We start from the raw sequence: 18453 nt of genomic DNA, 5'->3' as shown, positions 1-18453 counted from the left end.
CTTTGCCCGCAGTACCACCATGACCGCTGAAACGGCCGCCGAACTCCACACGATCATCGATCTGATCCGCTACGGCACCAGCCGTTTCAACGAAGCCGGGCTGACCTTCGGTCACAGCTACGACAATGCGCTGGACGAGGCCACCCAGCTGGTGCTGCACAGCCTGCACCTGCCGCACGACCTCGGCCCGGCGTACGGCCAGGCGCGCCTGCTTCAAGCCGAGAAGCTGCGCGTGCTGGAACTGTTCCAGCGCCGCATCGACGAACGCATCCCGGCTGCCTACCTGACCGGTGAAGCCTGGTTCGCCGGCCTGAGTTTCAAGAGCGACAAGCGCGCCCTGGTGCCGCGCTCGCCGATCGCCGAACTGATCGAATGCGGCTTCGAGCCGTGGCTGGCCGGCCGCGATGTCAGCCGTGCGCTGGACCTGTGCACCGGTTCGGGCTGCATTGCCATCGCCATGGGCCACTACTACCCGAACTGGGAAGTGGACGGCGTCGACCTGAGCGATGACGCGCTGTCGTTGGCTGAAGAGAACAAGGAACGCCTGCAGGCGCACAACGTCACCCTGCTCAAGTCGGATCTGTTCAACGGCCTGACCGGCCGCCATTACGACCTGATCGTCACCAATCCGCCGTACGTCACCAACGACGAGACCGATGCCCTGCCGCAGGAATACTCCTACGAGCCGGAAATGGGCCTGCGTGCCGGCGATGACGGCCTGGACCTGGTGCTGAAGATCCTGCGCGACGCCCCGCTGCACCTGAGCGAAGACGGCCTGCTGATCTGCGAAGTAGGCGAATCCGAGCAGCACCTGATCAAGCTGCTGCCGGAAGTCGACTTCGCCTGGATCGAGTTCAAGGTCGGCCAGATGGGCATCTTCGCGGTCGAGTGCCGCGAGCTGATCGCCCACAGCGCACGCATCACCGAACTGGCGGCGCAGCGCCCGTGAGCTCCAATTCGTTCGGCAAGCTGTTCACCGTCACCACGTTCGGCGAGTCGCACGGGCCGGCCATCGGCTGCGTGATCGATGGCTGCCCTCCGGGGCTGGCACTGGACGCGGCCGAATTTGCCCACGACCTGCAGCGTCGCGCGACCGGCAAGAGCCGCCACACCTCGGCGCGTCGCGAGGCCGATGACGTCGAAATCCTGTCCGGCGTGTACGAGGGCCTGACCACCGGCACCCCGATCGCGCTGCTGATCCGCAACACCGACCAGCGCAGCAAGGACTACGCCAACATCGGCCAGCAGTTCCGGCCGGGTCATGCCGACTACAGCTACTGGCACAAGTACGGCATCCGTGACCCGCGCGGTGGTGGCCGCTCCTCGGCACGCGAGACCACCATGCGCGTTGCCGCCGGCGTGGTCGCCAAGAAGTGGCTGGCCGAGCGCTTCGGCGTGACCGTGCGTGGCTACCTGTCACAGCTGGGTGACATCACCCCGGCCGGTTTCGACTGGTCGGCGGTGGAAGACAACCCGTTCTTCTGGCCGCATGCCGCACAGGTGCCCGAGCTGGAGGCGTACATGGATGCGCTGCGCAAGTCCGGTGATTCGGTCGGTGCGCGCGTGGATGTGGTCGCCGACAACGTGCCGCCGGGCTGGGGTGAGCCGATCTACGGCAAGCTCGACGGTGAACTGGCCGCTGCCCTGATGAGCATCAACGCGGTGAAGGGCGTGGAAATCGGTGACGGCTTCGCCAGTGCCGCGCAGAAGGGCACCGAACACCGTGACCTGCTGACGCCGCAGGGCTTCGCCAGCAACCATGCCGGCGGCATCCTCGGTGGCATCTCCACCGGTCAGCCGGTCGTTGCGTCGATTGCCCTGAAGCCGACTTCCAGCCTGCGCCTGCCGGGCCCGTCGCTGGATACGGCCGGCAACGTGGTCGAGGTGGTCACCACCGGCCGCCACGATCCCTGCGTCGGCATCCGCGCCACGCCGATCGCCGAGGCGATGGTGGCGATGGTGCTGATGGACCAGGCGCTGCGCCATCGCGCGCAGTGTGGCGATGTCGGCACGATCACCCCGCGCATTCCCGGGCAGATCGATGGCTGACACGCGGCCGACCGTGTGGGTGAGCCAGCCGCTGATCGACGCGGCCATCGCGCCGTTGCGCGATCGCGTACAGCTGCGCAGCACCGACACCGTCACCGCCTGGACGCCCGCGCAGATCGCCGAACAGCTGGCCAGCGCCGACGGCGCGATCATCACCCTCAACGAGCGCATCGGTGCGGCCCAGGTGGCTGACGCGGCGCAGCTGCAGGTGATCGCCAATGTCGGCGTCGGCTACAACAATCTGGATGTCGACGCGCTCAGTGCGGCCGGCATCCTCGCCAGCAACACGCCGGACGTCCTGACCGAGACCACCGCCGATCTCGGCTTCGCGTTGCTGATGGCCACTGCGCGCCGGATCACCGAGTCCGAGCGCTGGCTGCGCGAAGGCCAGTGGCAGCAGTGGTCGTTCCAGACCATGCTCGGCGCGGATGTCCATGGCAGCACGCTGGGCATCCTCGGCATGGGCCGCATCGGCCAGGGCATCGCCCGCCGCGGTGCACACGGGTTCGGCATGAAGGTGCTGTACCACAACCGTTCGCGGTTGCCGGCCGATACCGAGGCGGCGCTCGGCGCGACCTACGTGGACCTGGACACGCTGCTGGCGCAGTCCGACCACCTGGTCACCGTGCTGCCCTACACGCCGGCCTCGCATCACCTCATCGATGCGGCGGCGCTGGCGAAGATGAAGCCGTCTGCCACCCTGGTGAACATCGCCCGCGGTGGCATCGTCGACGAACTGGCGCTGGCTGACGCGCTGGCCCACGGCCGGCTGGCCGCTGCCGGCCTGGATGTCTACGAGGGCGAGCCGGTGGTGCGTCCGGAGCTGCTGGCGTTGCGCAACGTGGTGCTGACTCCGCACATCGGAAGTGCATCGCTGGCCACGCGCACGGCGATGGTACAGCTGGCCGTCGATAATCTGGTTGCCGGGCTCGGCCTGGATGGCGCACCCTCGTGCATGCCGAGCGCGATCAACACTGACGCGGCCATGGCTGCGCGCGTGACCCTGGGCAAAAAAACCGGGAAACGATAGGGAACCTCCGCGCGCCCCGCTTGAGGAGGTTCCCCGAACCCAGCTGTCGTGCGTGTTTCTTCCCCATTCCCGTTTTCGTGAGAGTTTCCCCCATGAGCAATGCACAGCGCAGTTTCCACGTCGCCGTCGTCGGTGCCACCGGTGCGGTCGGCGAGACCATGTTGTCGATCCTGGCCGAGCGTGATTTCCCGGTCGGCACCCTGAGCGTCCTCGCTTCGGAACGTTCGGCCGGCGGCGAGATCGAGTTCAATGGCCAGAAGGTCAAGGTGCAGGACCTGGCCACCTTTGATCCGACCGGTGTCGAGATCGCACTGTTCTCGGCCGGTGGCAGCGTTTCGAAGGAGTACGCGCCGAAGTTCGCCGCTGCCGGTGCAGTGGTGATCGACAACTCCTCGGCCTTCCGTTACGACGACGACGTGCCGCTGGTGGTGTCCGAGGTCAATCCGGAACAGGTGGCCAACCGTCCGCGCGGCATCATCGCCAACCCGAACTGCTCGACCATGCAGATGCTGGTGGCGCTGGCGCCGCTGCACCGCAAGTACGGCATCGAGCGCATCAACGTCTCCACCTACCAGTCGGTGTCCGGCGGTGGTCGTTCGGCCACCGAAGAGCTGGGCAAGCAGACCGGCCAGCTGCTCAGCTTCCAGGAAATCGATCCGCAGCGCTTCCCGGTGCAGATCGCCTTCAACCTGATCCCGCACATCGATGACTTCCAGGACAACGGTTTCACCAAGGAAGAGATGAAGCTGATCTGGGAGACCCGCAAGATCCTCGGCGACGACAGCATCCTGGTGAACCCGACCGCGGTGCGTGTGCCGGTGTTCTACGGCCATTCCGAGTCGGTGGCGATCGAGACCCGCGACAAGGTCACCGTGGCCGAAGCACGCGCGCTGCTGGAGCAGTCGCCGGGCATCGAAGTGGTGGACCGCCATGAAGCCGGTGGTTATCCGACTCCGGTCACCCATGCCTCGGGCACCGATGCGGTGTATGTCGGCCGTATCCGTGAAGACCTGTCGCACCCGCGCGGCCTGAACCTGTGGATCGTGTCGGATAACGTGCGCAAGGGCGCGGCGTTGAATGCCGTGCAGCTGGCGGAGCTGGTCGCCGCCGAGCAGCGCTGATCACCGCGGTTGCCTGACCGGCAGTGCCGGCCGCTGGCCGGCATTGCCGAAGGTCCCCCATCGGTGGGTGCGGACCCCGGTCCGCACGCTTTATAGTGTCGCCCATGAATAAACGGGCCAGGGGCGCAAAGCGCCCGCTCCTCTATCTTTCCACCGCGCTGCTGGCCCTGGCCAGCAGCTCGGCACTCGCATTGGGCCTGGGGGACATCCGTGTCCTGTCCAAGCCGGGGCAGCCGTTGCTGGCCGAAATCCCGGTGGTGTCGGCCGATCCGTCCGAGCTGGAGAACCTGCGCGTCGCGCTGGCCTCGCCGGTTACCTTCGAACGCGTCGGCCTGCAGCGGCCGACCGGGCTGGTCAGCGAGCTGCAGTTCGAGCTGACCCGCAATGCGCAGGGCAGGGCGGTGGTACGGGTGACCTCGCAGGCGCCAGTCGAGACCCCGTCGCTGAGCTTCCTGATCGAAGCCGACTGGGGCCAGGGCCGTCTGGTGCGCGAGTACTCCGCGCTGGTCGACGCGCCGTCCAGCGCGCTGGCCGTGACCGAGCCCGAGATCGTGGCGCCGGCCGGCACCCTGTCCAATACCATCGCGCGCGAGCCGGCACCTGCACCTGCTGCAGCGTTGCCCGATCCACCGTCACGGGCACCTGCCGCCACAGCTGCGGCGGCACCACCACGGCCGCGTGCGGAACCTGCACCGGTTGCGGCAGCGCCGGCCGACGGCAGCATCACCGTACAGCGCGGTCAGACCCTGTCGCAGATCGCCAGCGCGGTGGCGCGTGGCAACCAGGTCAGCCGCGACCGCGCGATGATCGCCCTGCTGCGCGCCAATCCCGAAGCCTTCATCCGTGGCAACGTCAATCTGCTCAAGCAGGGCGCGGTGCTGCGCATGCCGGGCAGCGATGCGCTTGCCGCTGTCGATGCCGCCGAGGCCGCAGCGCTGGTGCGCGAGCACGCCGCGCAATGGCGGCAGGCGCGTACCGTGCCGCAACCGGCCGGTGCGGTCGCGCCGGCCGCCAAGGCGGCAACCGCGAACGCTTCTTCCCCGGCTGCCGCCAACGGGGCACGACTTGAGATCGCTCCGGCGCTGGCGTCCGACGCCGCGCACGCGGGCACAACCACCGGCACCGCTGCCGGCAGCGAGGGTGACATGCTGGGCAACGAACAACTGCGCCAGGCGCGTGAGGACATCGCCACCCGCGATGCCGAGATCGGTGAACTGAAGCAGCGCGTGGCCGATCTGGAGAAGCTGAAGGAGCAGCAGCAGTCGTTGATCGCGATGAAGGACAACGACCTGGCTGCCGCGCAGCAGCGCCTGGCACAGGCGCCGGGTTCCCGTGATGCAGTGACGCCGTGGTACTGGCTGGGCCTGCCGGTGCTGCTGCTGGCAGCAGCGGCAGCCTGGTTGCTGCGCCGTCGCAAGCCTTCGCCGCTGCCACCGCTGCGCGAAGAGGGTGATGCCGCCGGGCTGGCCGCTGCGGTTCCTGCGGGTGCGGCGCTGGATACGCTGGCCGAGCAGTCTTCGTGGTCGTCGGCGGTGGTCGATGGCGGCCGCCAGGAACCGGCGATGCCAGCCTGGGCGAGCGAGCCCGAGGGCCATGCCGAAGCAGCGGTCGATCCGATCGCCGACCACGCGGTGCAGGCCGACTGGAAGGCTGACATGCTGCGCGACGAAGACGTGGTCGTACTGCCCGAGGCGGTGACCGATCTGCCGCGCTGGGACGAGCCTGCGGCCGAACGCGATGACGTCGCTGTGGCGCCGGTACAGGACGAATCGGCCACACCAGGGACGCCATCTGAGGTGGCGGTGCCGGAGTACGCGCTGCATGCCGAACAGCAGCCGCAGTTCCGCGGCGTGTTCGATCTGCCGGACGACGTGCATCAGAACGAGCCCCCGGTTGATGCCAGGCATCATGACGGAATCGACGGTCTCGGCACGTCGCATCCCGATGAGACCGCGGCGAGCGTGGCTGCGGACAACGGCGATGCTGGCTGGCTGCCGCGTGCCGGCCAGGAGCGCCTCGAGCTTGCCATCGCCTACCTGGACCTGGGCGACGCGCAGACCGCGCGTACCCTGCTGCTGGAGGTCGCCGAAGGCGGCGATCCGCACAGCCAGGCCCAGGCCCGCGAACTGCTGGCCCGCCTGCCGTGACCGAAACTGCCGACAAGGACCCTGCCATGAGCCGCGAGCGCCGCATCGACTACGTTGAATTCGCCTCCAGCGACCCGGCCGCCAGCCGTGCCTTCTTCGAGAAGGTGTTCGGCTGGTCGTTCGTCGACTATGGCAGCGACTACACCGCGTTCGACGATGGCCGCCTGCAAGGGGGCTTCTTCCGCGGCCAGCCCCAGCGGGCCAGCGACAGCGGCGCACCCCTGCTGGTGCTGTATGCCGACCAGCTGGTGCCGGTCGAAGCGGCGGTGCGCAACGCTGGCGGTGAGATCGTGCGGCCGGTGTTTTCCTTCCCCGGCGGCAGCCGCTTCCAGTTCGTCGAGCCCGGTGGCAACGAACTGGCGGTCTGGTCCGAACGCGATCCGGCCTGAGCGCCGCCCCATACGCAAGATCGAGGTAGCACATGCGTTACGCGCTTGGCGTCGAATACGACGGCAGCGATTTCAGGGGTTGGCAGAACCTGGGCGAGGGCGGTCCCAGCGTGCAGGCCAGCCTTGAGCAGGCCCTGTCGTCGGTGGCCGATGCGCCGCTGCAGGTGGTCTGCGCCGGCCGCACCGATGCCGGCGTGCATGGCCAGTGCCAGGTCGTCCATTTCGATACCGACGTGGTGCGCGACCCGCGCGCCTGGATGCTGGGCACCACCACCCGGCTGCCGCGCTCGATCGCGGTGCGCTGGTGCGTGCCGGTGGCCGACGACTTCCACGCCCGCTTCTCGGCACGCGCGCGCCGCTACCGCTACCGCCTGCTCAACCGCGAGGTGCGGCCGGCGCTGGACCGGCAGACCCTCAGCTGGGAGCGCCGGGCGCTGGACGAGACCCTGATGCATGCCGCCGGCCAGGCCCTGATCGGCGAGAACGACTTCAGCGCGTTCCGCTCCGTGCAGTGCCAGGCGCTGCATGCGCGGCGTGAGCTGCAATCACTGCAGGTCAGCCGCCAGGGCGAGGTGATTGAAGTGGCCGTGCAGGGCAATGCATTCCTTCATCACATGGTCCGCAATATCGTCGGATCGTTGATCCTGGTGGGCAGCGGCGAAAAACCGGTGGACTGGATCGCCGAACTGCTGGCCGGGCGCGATCGCACCGTAGCCGGTCCCACCGCACCGCCGCAGGGCCTGGTGTTCCTTGGGCCCCTGTACCCCGACAACTGGCATCTGCCCGCCGAGGTCACGCTATGAGCCGCTCCTACTACCGCACGCGCATCAAGTTCTGTGGCATGACCCGTGCCGGCGATGTCCGCCTGGCCGGTGAGCTGGGCGTGGACGCAGTGGGTTTCATCTTTGCCCGCGAGAGCAGCCGCCGGGTTGCTCCTGCCGAAGCACGCGCGATGCGCCAGGCGATTGCGCCGATGGTCGATGTGGTGGCCCTGTTCCGCAACAACAGCAAGGAAGAGGTGCGCGAGGTGCTGCGCACGGTGCGGCCGACCCTGCTGCAGTTCCACGGCGAGGAGGACGAGAGCTTCTGCCGCAGCTTCAACATGCCCTACCTGAAGGCGATTGCCATGGGCGGCCGGGAAGAGGTCAATGCGCGCACGTTGCAGCTGCGTTACCCCAGCGCGGCGGGGTTCCTGTTCGACAGCCACGCCCCCGGTGGCGGTGGTGGTACCGGCGTGGCCTTCGACTGGAGCCGCGTTCCGACCGGGTTGCACCGGCCGTTCCTGCTGGCCGGCGGCCTGAATCCTGAAAACGTCTACGACGCCGTGCTGGCGACGCTGCCGTGGGGCGTGGACGTGTCCAGCGGCATCGAACTGGAGCCGGGCATCAAGGACGGTTACAAGATGCGCACCTTCGTCGAGGAAGTGCGCCGCGCGGACTGCACGGTCCTGGAATGATCGGCGTCGCCATCTGCCGTGATCTGGACCTGGATTTGAGCCTGCACGTATTCTTCACATAGGATGGACCCAAGCGCGCCAGCCATGAGGGCCGGCGCGGGGATCCACGGGGCGCGCTCTGCGCGTTCCGAACGGGCGATCACCGCCCACAGCCCAGGAAGGCAAGCGATGCAGGAATTCCTCAGCGTTGTGTTCGGTTTCCCGACCCTGCCGTACAGCATCGTACTGGCGGTATCGCTGATCTATTGGGGGCTTGCCGCATTTGGCCTGGTCGACGATGGCTTCGGCGATCTTGGCGCCGATGGCGCCCTCGACGGCGGCAACGATCTCAGCGGCCTGTCGGCCCTGCTGCAGCGCTTCGGCCTCGGCGGAGTGCCAGTCATGGTCGTGGTCACCCTGCTGGGCTTCTTCGGCTGGGCGCTGACCTATTTCATCCATCTTTTCGTGCTGCTGCCGTTGCCGGACCTGTTGCGCTGGACGATCGGTGCGGTCGTGGCCGTGCTGGCTCCCCTGCCTGCGGTGCCGGTCACCGCGCTTCTGCTGCACCCCATCCGCCGGTTCTTGCTGCGCCTGCGGCCGGTGGCCCAGGCCTCGTTGCTGGGGCGCGTCGGTGTGGTCGCCTCACCGAAAGTGGATGCCCGCAGCGGCCACGCCACCTTCGATGACGGTGGCGCCGGGCTGGTGCTGCAGGTACGCAGCGACATCGAACTGCAGCGTGGCGAGCGCATCGTGCTGGTCGAGCACGTGGCCGCACAACACCATTACCGGGTGGTCCGCGCCGATGCGGTCGCCCTCGACTTCCAGGACAACCTGCTTCCGGGCAACAAGGAGAATCACTGATGACGTTGGCAACCATGGCCCCCTTCCTGATCGGCGTGGCCGTCCTGCTGGTCGGGCTGCTCGGCCTGGCCGGCCTGTTCAAGGCCTTCTACCGCAAGGTCGACCAGGGCGTGGCCCTGATCGTCAACGACATGAGCTCCACGCCCAAGGTGCACTTCACCGGCGCGCTGATCATCCCGGTGCTGTACCGCGCCGAGCTGATGCGGATCAGCCTGATCACCCTGCAGATCGACCGCCGCGGCAAGGAAGGCCTGATCTGCCGCGACAACATGCGCGCCGATATCGCCGTGGCCTTCTATCTGCGGGTCAATGAAACCCAGGCCGATGTGTTGCGCGTGGCCAAGGCCATCGGCGCCGACCGTGCCTCGGACAAGCACGCCGTCGACGAGCTGTTCAACGCCAAGTTCTCCGAAGCATTGAAGACGGTCGGCAAGAAGTTCGACTTCACCGAACTGTTCGAGAAGCGCCAGGAATTCCGCGACGAGATCATCGCGGTGATCGGCAATGACCTGAACGGCTATGTGCTGGAGGACGTGGCGATCGACTATCTGGAACAGACGCCGAAGTCGCTGCTGGACCAGTTCAACATCCTCGACGCGCAGGGCATCCGCAAGATCACCGAGTTGACCGCCGCGCAGAACGTGGTGACCAACGAGCTGGAGCAGAACGAGAAGCTGGCCATCACCAAGAAGAACGTGGAAGCGCGTGAGGCGCTGCTGGCGCTGGAACGCCAGCAGGCCGAGGCCGAAGCCCGCCAGAAGCGCGAGATCGAGACCATCCGCGCGCGCGAGGAAGCCGAGACCGCCAAGGTGCAGGAAGAACAGCGCCAGCTGTCCGAGAACGCCCGTATCGAAGCGCAGCAGCTGATCGAGATCCGCGACCAGAACCGCCTGCGCGAAGTGGAAGTGGCCGAGCAGAACCGCCAGCGCGCGGTGGCCATCGAAGCCGAGCGCGTCGAGCGCGCGCGCCAGCTTGAGCAGGTCACTACCGATCGTGAAGTGCAGCTGCAGGGCGTGGAGCGTGACAAGGTGGTCGAGCAGGGCAAGATGGACGTGGCCAACATCACCCGCGAACGAATCTCCATCGACAAGACCGTGGCCCAGGAAGAAGAGCGCATCAAGGAAGTGCGCGAGGTCTCCGAGGCTGACCGCCAGAAGCAGGTGCTGATCCTGGAAGCCGAGGCCAAGGCGCAGGAAGCGCTGGTGCGTGAGGTGAAGGAAGCGCAGGCGCGCGAAACCGCCTCCAAGCATCGTGCGGTGGAACTGACCACGCTGGCCCAGGCCGAGCACGAAGCGGCCGGCAAGCAGGCCGAAGCCAAGCGCCTGCTGGCCGATGCGTTCCGCGCCGAACAGGCCGCGCCGGGCCTGGCTGAAGCGCAGGTGCGCGAGGCCTCGGCACTGGCCATCGAGAAGGTCGGCATCGCCGAAGCGCGCGTGATCGAAGCCAAGGCCGAAGCCAGCCTGAAGCAGGGCAGCAACGAGGCCCGCGTGCTGGCAGAGACGCTGCAGGCGCAGGCACAGGGCGAGGAGAAGATGGGCCTGGCGCGTGCCACCGCCACCGAATCGCTGGGCAACGCCGAGGCTGGCGTGGTGCAGAAGAAGCTGCTGGCCGAGGCCGAGGGCCTGGTGCGCAAGTTCGAGGCCATCGCCTCGCTGAGCGACCAGGCACGCGGCCACGAAGAGTTCCGCATGATGCTGGACAACAGCCTGAAGCAGGCGCTGGCCTCGATCGAAGCCGGCAAGGAAGTCTCGCGCGAGAACGCCAACGTCATCGCCAGCGCGCTGCGCAACGCCGACATCGACCTGGTCGGTGGCGACGGTGGCATGTTCGAGAACCTGGTCAAGGCGGTGTCGCTGGGCAAGTCGATCGAAGGCTTTGCCGGCAAGAGCCCGATCGTGCAGGAGCTGATGCAGCGCTACCTGGGCGTGGCCGGGGCCGAGCCGGCACCGCGCCAGATCGCCGAGGACGCCGAAGCGGTGCCCACCGTGTCGGCCACCGTGGTCGACAGCGCCCGTTGATGCATCGGGCGATGGCCACGCCGCCATCGCCCGCCCGCGCCGGCCGCAACTGCGGCCGTCCGCCCGTGAGCCGGAAGCCTGCTGATGTCTGAAACCCAACCGACCGCCGAATCCACCGCAGCGGAGGCAGGCGGCACTACCGTCGACCAGGCCGTTGCCCAGGGCGGTGCCTACGAAGTCCTGCGCCGCCGCCTGGCCGAACAGGGCCAGCGCCTGCAGGGCCTGGCCGAAACGCTCAACCGCCAGCGCCTGGCCGAGTTCGGCGACAGCCGCCTGGAAGTGGTCGGGCGTTTCCGCATCCGCAGCGAGAACAACTGCGTCGGCCGCGACATCGTGCAGGTGGGCCCGGACCGCCTGTTGTTCGGCTACAACGTGTTCATCGGGCTGAAGACCCAGACCCGTATCGAGGACGTGTTCGGCCTGTACCGGCTGGTGCAGGGCAGTGATGGCTACGACGTCGCTGCGCTGGAGCTGAAGGGCAGCTTCCTCGACCAGCCCGGCTTCGTGCACGACTTCAATGAGCTGTACGCCTACTACAAGCACGCGCGCCTGCTGCAGCTGATCGTGGTCGGCGACAAGCTGCTGGCCTCGTTCCAGATCGGCGAGCGCAGCAGCGATGTGCGCGTGTTCCGCTGGGCGCTGTCGCGCGATGGTGAACTGACCTATCTGGATGCGCGCGGCGAACGTGACATCGCGCTGCCGCCGCCGTTCGACTTCGAATGGAGCAGGGCGACCCGCGACCTGGCGGTCAATGGCCGCCATTCGCACCTGAACATCCTCGACACCCTGTTCGTGGAAACCACCGGCGGCGACCTCACCATCAAGGTGGAGAACAACACCGAGACTGGGCAGGGCATCTACAGCGAACCGGTCGAAGACAGCACGCAGTCGCTGGACGACGCCCAGTTCGAATTCGCCCGCGTCGGTTCGCTGCTGCTGTTGAAGGTGCTGCCCTATCGCGAAACCGTGTGGCGTGGGCTGATCTACAACACGCTTACCGGCGACATCGTGCGCAACGATGCGATCGTGCAGGCCTGCGTGCAGCTGCCCGAAGACCACGGCGTGATCTTCCCGGGCGGCTACTACCTGCAGGGCGGCGAGCACAAGGCGTTCGACGCCTCGATGGCGGGCATGCAGTTCAAGCGCAGCATCCGCTCGCCCAACGGCGAGGACGTGCTGTACATCTTCTACGAACGCGAGGGCGGTCGCTCGGCGTTGTTCGTCTACAACACCATCCAGCGCGTGCTGCAGAACCCCGTGTTCGGCCACGGCTACGCCTTCCTGCAGGATGGGCGCATGGTGCTGTTCCATGCCGAAGGCACCGAACCGACCCGCATCCATCCGATGCAGGTGTGGCAGACGCCGTTCAGCAGCGACGAGTTCGCTGCCAGCCGTCCGCCTGGCAACACCTTCATGGGCCGCATCGGCAATGCCGAACTGGTGCGCGGCATCTCCAACCTGTTCAACCTGGCGCGCGAGATCGACGGCCAGGACGTGTCGGTGCAGCGCTACCAGCGCCTGGTAGCCGATACCCGCCGCCTGTTCGACACCCACCACTGGCTCGGTGACGAGGCCTGCGACGGTGCCGAAGCGCTGCTGCGGCAGATCAGTGCCACCGGCGAATCGGTGCTGGACGAATACGAGAAGGTGCAGTCGATCCGCCAACAGTCGGCGCAGGCGATGGTCGACGCCGAGGCCACGCACAAGGCCCTGCTGGGCCGCCTGCAGCCGCAGAACTGGAACGAGGTGCAGGCCTTCGTCGAGGCGCTGAACGAAATCACCGCGCTGCGCGGGCGGCTGCTGACCATCCGCGAGCTGCGCTATATCGATACCTCGCGCATCGAGGCCATGGCTTCCGAGCTGGTGCAGGCGCAGGACCGCGTCGGCGCGGCAACCGGTGAATTCCTGGCCGGCGACGCCGCACTGGCACCGCTGGGCAGCCGCCTGCAGGCGCTGGATGAAGCCGCCCAGCAGGCCAGCAGCGCCCGCCAGCTGGACGAGCAGCTGGACGGCATGCGCGGCATGGCCGCCGATCTGGACATGCTGTCCGAACTGATGGCCGGGCTGAAGGTGGACGATGCCACCGCGCGCACCCGCGTGGTTGAATCCATTTCCGTGCTGTACGGGCGGCTGAACCAGGCGCGTACCCGCGCCGAACAGCGCCGCCGCACCCTCGGTTCGGCGGAGGCCGTGGCGCAGTTTGCCGCCCAGTTCGCGTTGTTCTCGCAGTCCATCACCAGCGCGCTGGCGATGGCCAACGATCCGGAAAGGGCCGACGAACAGCTGTCACGCCTGCTGGTGCAGCTTGAAGAACTGGAGAGCCAGTTCGGCGAGCATGAGCAGTTCCTCGGCGACATCCTCAGCAAGCGCGAAGAACTGGTCGAGGCCTTCGAAACGCACAAGCAGGCGCTGCTGGACGACCGCCAGCGCAAGGCGCGTTCGGTGCTGGATGCCGCCAACCGCATCCTCGACGGCCTGGCCAAGCGCACCGAGCGTTTTGCCACCGCCGATGAACTCAATGCGTTCTTTGCCGGCGACCCGCTGATCCTCAAGCTGCGCGAGCTGGCCGAGCGGCTGCGCACCCTGCGCGACAACGTCAAGGCCGATGACATCGAGGCGCGCCTGAAGGGCGTGCGCGACCAGGCAGTGCGCCAGTTGCGCGACCGCAGCGACCTCTACGAAGCCGGTGGCAACGTGGTCCGGCTTGGCCCGCGCCACCGCTTCAGCGTCAACACCCAGGCCCTGGACCTGACCCTGTTGCCGCGTGGCGATACGCTGGCCATCCACCTGACCGGCACCGACTTCCTGGAAACCCTGCACGACCCGGAACTGGAGGCACTCAGGCCGTTCTGGCCGGTGACGCTGGATTCGGAATCCGATGCGATCTACCGCGGCGAATACCTGGCCGGCAGCCTGCTGCTGGCCGCACAGCAGGGCCACGATGGGCTGGACCTGGCGCAGCTGCAGCACGATGTCGCCACACCCGAAGCACTGGACCAGCGCGTCCGTGCCTTCGCTGCGCCGCGCTATCGCGAAGGCTACGAGCGCGGTATCCATGACCATGACGCCGCGCTGATCCTGCGCGCGCTGCTGCCCTTGCAGCAGTCTGCGGGCGCGCTGCGTCACGGCCCGCGGGTGCGCGCGCTGGCCCTGTTGTTCTGGGCGGCGCAGCAGCGCGAAGAAGCGGTACTGCAATGGCCCAGCCGCCAGGCCGGGGCGGAAACCATCGCCCGCCTGTTCGGCTCGGACGAAGGGCGTGTCGCTCTGCGCGCGGAAATGGCAGCTGCGCTTGGTGCGTTCGCGCAGTCGCAGTCGTTGCCCTTCGACGAAGACGCCGCCGAGGCGGCGGCCGCCTATCTGGGCGAAGAACTGGTCAACGGCGAACCCGTGTTCAGCACCAGCAAGCATGCCCAGGCCCTGCTGGAGGCCCTGGCCCAGCAACTGGACCAGGCCGGGCAGCGCGAAGTACTGGAGCGCGCGCTGCAGCGTACGCAGGATCCGCTGGCCGCACGCTGGGCACTGGCCGGGCAATGGTTGCGTGCGCTGGCCGGTCTGCCTGCACAGGCCGCGCATGCCGGTCATGCCGACGAGGCCGCTGCGCTGCTGCTGGTGCAGCGCCAGCTGCGCACGCGGGCCAGCGACGCGCCGCTGCGCGTGGACGTACCGGGCCTGCTTGGCGAACACCCGCGCATCCACAACGGCTCGCTGTCGCTGTCACTGGATGATTTCCTGGCACGCCTGCAGCACCACCTGAAGCGATTCGTGCCCGATTTCCATGCCTACCAGGCGGTACGCCAGGGCATCATCAACCGCGAACGGCTGACCCTGCGCCTGTCCGAGTTCAAGGCGCGGCCGCTGTCTTCGTTCGTACGCAACAAGCTGATCAACGATGTCTACCTGGGCGTGATCGGCGACAACCTGGCCAAGCAGATGGGCACGGTCGGCGAGAACAAGCGCAGCGACCTGATGGGCTTGCTGATGATGATCTCGCCCCCGGGCTACGGTAAGACCACGCTGATGGAATACGTGGCGCACCGGCTGGGCCTGGTCTTCATGAAGATCAACGGCCCGGCGCTGGGTCACGAGGTGCGTTCGCTGGACCCGGCACAGGCGCCCGATGCCACTTCGCGGCAGGAACTGGAAAAGCTCAACCTGGCGCTGGAGATGGGCAACAACACCATGCTGTACGTCGACGACATCCAGCACACCCATCCCGAGTTCCTGCAGAAGTTCATTTCGCTGTGCGATGGCACCCGTCGCATCGAAGGCGTGTGGCGTGGCCGCACCCGCACCTACGACATGCGTGGCAAGAAGTTCTGCGTGGTCATGGCCGGCAACCCGTACACCGAGTCCGGTGAGGTGTTCAGGATTCCGGACATGCTGGCCAACCGCGCCGACATCTACAACCTCGGCGATGTGCTGGGTGGCATGGAAGCGTCGTTCACCCTGAGCTACATCGAGAACAGCCTGACCTCCAACCCGGTGCTGGCGCCGCTGGCCACGCGTGACATGGCCGACCTGTATGTGCTGGTCGATCGCGCGATGGGCAAGGACGTCTCCACCAATGGCCTCAGCCACGCCTACAGCAGCGCCGAGATCAACGAGATCACCGCCACCCTGCAGCGCATGCTGCGCGTTCGCGACGTGGTCTACCGGGTCAACCAGCAGTACATCGCCAGTGCCGCGCAGGACGATCGTTACCGTACCGAACCGCCGTTCCGGCTGCAGGGCAGCTACCGCAACATGAACAAGCTGGCGGAGAAGATCTCGCCGGTGATGAACGAGGACGAGCTGCAGCAGCTGATCTCCGACCACTACCTGGGCGAGGCGCAGCTGCTGACCACCGGCGCCGAGGAGAACCTGCTGAAGCTGGCCGAACTGCGCGGCGTGCTGGATGAGGTGCAGTCGCAGCGCTGGGCTCAGATCAAGCGTGATTTCCTGCGCAACAAGGCCATGGGAGCCGACGACAGCGATGTCGGTGGACGCGTGGTCGCGCAGTTGGCGGACATCGCCAGCGCGCTGCAGTTGCCGCCGGCGGCGCCGGACGTGGCGCCCGTTGCCGTTGCCGTTGCCGATCCAGCGCCGTGGCCGGCATTGCTCGAGGCCCTGCAGCGCCTCTCCGAAACACGCCCTGCACCCGCTGCGCCGGAGCCGGTCGCGGTGGCCCACAGCGCGCCGGCCACGCTGCTGGCCGAAGATCTGCAGGCCGGATTGGCGCCTCTGGTCGAACTGCTGGTGGCATCACAGGCGCAGCAGGCACAGGTGTCGCAGACCCTGGCGGCGTTCGCCGGTTGGGCGCGGCAGCAGGTCGAGCGCGGCGGTTCCAGCGGCGCGGTGCCGCCGCGTGCTCGCGTACGCCGTGCCACGACGCCGGAAGAACGCGCATTGGATGAAGCGCTGATGCGCCACTTCTACGGCGAGTCGCTGCCGCCGGAAGACGGCGAAGGCAGCCTGGCATCGACACCGCAGCCGCCGCCGCTGCCGTGATCCCGCAGGCGCCACTGCCGTCACCGGTATTGCCGGACACGGCCGATATCGCCGTGCTGGGCGATTACGGTACGCCGCTGCTGCAGGCACTTGCGCAGCGGGCCGTCATGTTGCCCTCGGTTGCGGGCGAAGGCCTGGTGGCCGCGCTGGCGCGTATCGCTCTGGCCCTGCAGGCGGGGAATCCTGCGCAGATCCGGCGACAGGAAGGCTGGTGGGGGCGCCTGCTTGGGCGCGATGTTGACCGCGAGGCGGAAGGGCATGCGCTGCAGTCGCAGCTGGGGGTGCTGGCCCTGCAGGCGCGCGAGCAGGCCCAGCACCTTCAGCATTGCCAGCAGCAGCGAGCTCTGGCCATCGATGAACGTTCAGAGGCGGCCACAGCACTGGACGCCTGGGCTGAGTTGGGCGCATCACGGCTGGCGAAGTGCGACGCGGCCGGGCATGCCGCGCTGTCACAACGGTTGGATCACCTGCGCCGGCTGGCGACCCTGCATCGCGTCGAAGCCGGTCAATGGCAGCTGCTGCAGGACCAGGACACGGTGCTGCTGCAGCGTTTCGCGCGCATCCATGATGTCCTGCTGCCCGCCTGGCGACAGGCCGCACTGGCCGACCAGAGCGCCGCAGGTGCTGCATTGGCGGGGAAGGCGGCTGCGCTGCACGCCCAGATCGATGACGAGGTTGCGGCCGCTCAGGCTAGACTGCGCTGAACCGGCCACAGCCGCTTACCCATTTCAAGGAGATCGCCCGATGGCCCAGGACAGTCAGAGCCCCGGCACGCTGGTACCCGCCAACACTGCCGTTTCCACGCTCGACGAAGGAACGCTGAAGGCCCTTGGCCTGGTCCATGAGGATCTGCCGCGTATCGCCGAGATCCGCCGTGAGCTGGATGACCTGCGCCCAGGCAACCTGCAGGTGTTCGGTCGCGACGCCGCCAACCGCACGGCCGCGTTCTCCAGCCAGCTGCTGGACCAGGTGCGCAATCGTGATCTCGATGCCAGTGGTGAAAAGCTGGGCGAAGTCGTGCGCATCGCACGCAGCCTCAAGCTCGACGGATTCGCGCAGCGTTCCAGGGTGCCGTTGATTGGAGGCCTGATCGATCGGTTGCGCGCATCCAAGGGTGAACTGGTGCAGAAGTTCAGCGACACCAATGCGCAGATCGAGCAGCTGCTGGGAGACGTCGGCGCGCAGCAGGTGCTGATGGGCAAGCGTGTGGGCGAGTTCGACCGCATGCACGATATCGTCCGTGAGGAACGCCATGCCCTGGGCCTGTACGCCGCTGCGGGCAAGCAGCGGCTGGCCGAACTGCAGACCGAGCAGCTGGCCGGGCAGGGCAGTGAGGACCCGCAGCAGCGGATCCGCCTGGGCGAGGTCGAAAATGCGATCCGCCTGATCGACAAGCGGGTGTCCGACCTGCAGCTGATGCAGCATGCCGCCGACCAGTCGCTGCCGATGATCCGCTTGATCCAGGCCAATGCACTGCAGCTGATCGAGAAGTTCAACACGGTCCGCGAGATCACCATCCCGTCGTGGAAGCGCCAGTTCGCGATCCAGCTGTCACTGGGCGAGCAGAAGACCGCCGCGGAGCTGGCCAGCGCCATCGACGACGCGACCAACGAACTGATGCGCCGCAACGCGGACCTGATGCGCCAGGCCTCGGTGGATACCGCACGCAGCAACCAGCGCGGCGTGATCGACGTGGCTACGCTGCGCCATGTTCACGACCAGCTGATCGCCACGGTGGAAGAAGTGCGCAGCATCCATCGTGAGGGGATGCAGCAGCGGCAGCAGGCGGAAGTGGAACTGTCGCGCCTGCGCGAAGACCTGCAGCAGCGACTGGCCACCCCGGCCGCCAGCTGAAAAAAGGGACGGAGGGGATCAAGTCGTTTGTGCCACTTACGACTTAATTCCCTCCGTCCCCT

At 67.4% G+C, this 18453-nt stretch carries 13 protein-coding genes; all 13 read left to right on the top strand.

Annotated features, from left to right (window positions below; translation table 11 throughout):
- The first annotated feature begins 19 nt into the window (after window positions 1–19).
- The 13 genes from prmB (at window position 20) to EZ304_RS05115 (ending at window position 18391) form a co-directional block, all read left to right on the top strand.
- Window positions 20–949 carry a 50S ribosomal protein L3 N(5)-glutamine methyltransferase gene (gene prmB / locus EZ304_RS05175; protein WP_005410487.1) on the top strand — a complete coding sequence of 310 codons (930 nt, stop codon included), beginning with the start codon at window positions 20–22 and terminating at the stop codon, window positions 947–949.
- Window positions 946–2049, top strand: a complete 1104-nt coding sequence (aroC, locus tag EZ304_RS05170; protein WP_142806469.1) for a chorismate synthase — start codon at window positions 946–948, stop codon at window positions 2047–2049. The genes prmB and aroC overlap by 4 nt, the downstream gene beginning before the upstream one ends.
- On the top strand, window positions 2042–3079 hold the full coding sequence (locus EZ304_RS05165) for a 2-hydroxyacid dehydrogenase (RefSeq protein ID WP_099554929.1): 1038 nt from the start codon (window positions 2042–2044) through the stop codon (window positions 3077–3079). Before aroC ends, EZ304_RS05165 begins: the two co-directional genes overlap by 8 nt.
- 92 nt (window positions 3080–3171) lie before the next feature.
- A complete protein-coding gene (locus EZ304_RS05160) occupies window positions 3172–4200 on the top strand; it encodes an aspartate-semialdehyde dehydrogenase (RefSeq protein ID WP_053500248.1) in 1029 nt (342 codons plus the stop codon).
- Between the two features lie 104 nt (window positions 4201–4304).
- Window positions 4305–6347: a FimV/HubP family polar landmark protein gene (locus EZ304_RS05155; RefSeq protein WP_142806468.1), complete on the top strand. Its 2043-nt coding sequence runs from the start codon at window positions 4305–4307 to the stop codon at window positions 6345–6347.
- A gap of 26 nt (window positions 6348–6373) precedes the next feature.
- The gene (locus EZ304_RS05150; protein ID WP_049429540.1) at window positions 6374–6736 is read left to right on the top strand and encodes a VOC family protein; all 363 of its coding nucleotides are present in this window, start codon (window positions 6374–6376) and stop codon (window positions 6734–6736) included.
- A gap of 32 nt (window positions 6737–6768) precedes the next feature.
- Entirely contained in the window at window positions 6769–7539 is a 771-nt protein-coding gene (truA, locus tag EZ304_RS05145) for a tRNA pseudouridine(38-40) synthase TruA (RefSeq protein WP_049429514.1), read from the top strand.
- Window positions 7536–8192 (top strand): phosphoribosylanthranilate isomerase, encoded by a 657-nt coding sequence (locus EZ304_RS05140; protein ID WP_135274607.1) that lies wholly within the window; start codon window positions 7536–7538, stop codon window positions 8190–8192. Before truA ends, EZ304_RS05140 begins: the two co-directional genes overlap by 4 nt.
- Before the next feature lie 168 nt (window positions 8193–8360).
- Window positions 8361–9032 (top strand): OB-fold-containig protein, encoded by a 672-nt coding sequence (locus tag EZ304_RS05135; protein ID WP_099554923.1) that lies wholly within the window; start codon window positions 8361–8363, stop codon window positions 9030–9032.
- Window positions 9032–11050 carry a hypothetical protein gene (locus tag EZ304_RS05130; RefSeq protein WP_185959217.1) on the top strand — a complete coding sequence of 673 codons (2019 nt, stop codon included), beginning with the start codon at window positions 9032–9034 and terminating at the stop codon, window positions 11048–11050. The genes EZ304_RS05135 and EZ304_RS05130 overlap by 1 nt, the downstream gene beginning before the upstream one ends.
- An 84-nt stretch (window positions 11051–11134) precedes the next feature.
- On the top strand, window positions 11135–16537 hold the full coding sequence (locus EZ304_RS05125; RefSeq protein ID WP_142806467.1) for a DNA repair ATPase: 5403 nt from the start codon (window positions 11135–11137) through the stop codon (window positions 16535–16537).
- The gene (locus EZ304_RS05120; RefSeq protein ID WP_142806466.1) at window positions 16534–17241 is read left to right on the top strand and encodes a hypothetical protein; all 708 of its coding nucleotides are present in this window, start codon (window positions 16534–16536) and stop codon (window positions 17239–17241) included. Before EZ304_RS05125 ends, EZ304_RS05120 begins: the two co-directional genes overlap by 4 nt.
- Window positions 17242–17281: 40 nt before the next feature.
- Window positions 17282–18391, top strand: coding sequence for a toxic anion resistance protein (locus tag EZ304_RS05115; RefSeq protein WP_142806465.1), 1110 nt, complete (start codon window positions 17282–17284; stop codon window positions 18389–18391).
- Window positions 18392–18453: the final 62 nt, after the last annotated feature.

It is taken from the genome of Stenotrophomonas maltophilia (assembly GCF_006974125.1).
In the GTDB taxonomy this organism is placed as follows: Bacteria; Pseudomonadota; Gammaproteobacteria; order Xanthomonadales; family Xanthomonadaceae; genus Stenotrophomonas; species Stenotrophomonas maltophilia_O.
This window is presented reverse-complemented; position numbering and strand designations above follow the sequence as displayed.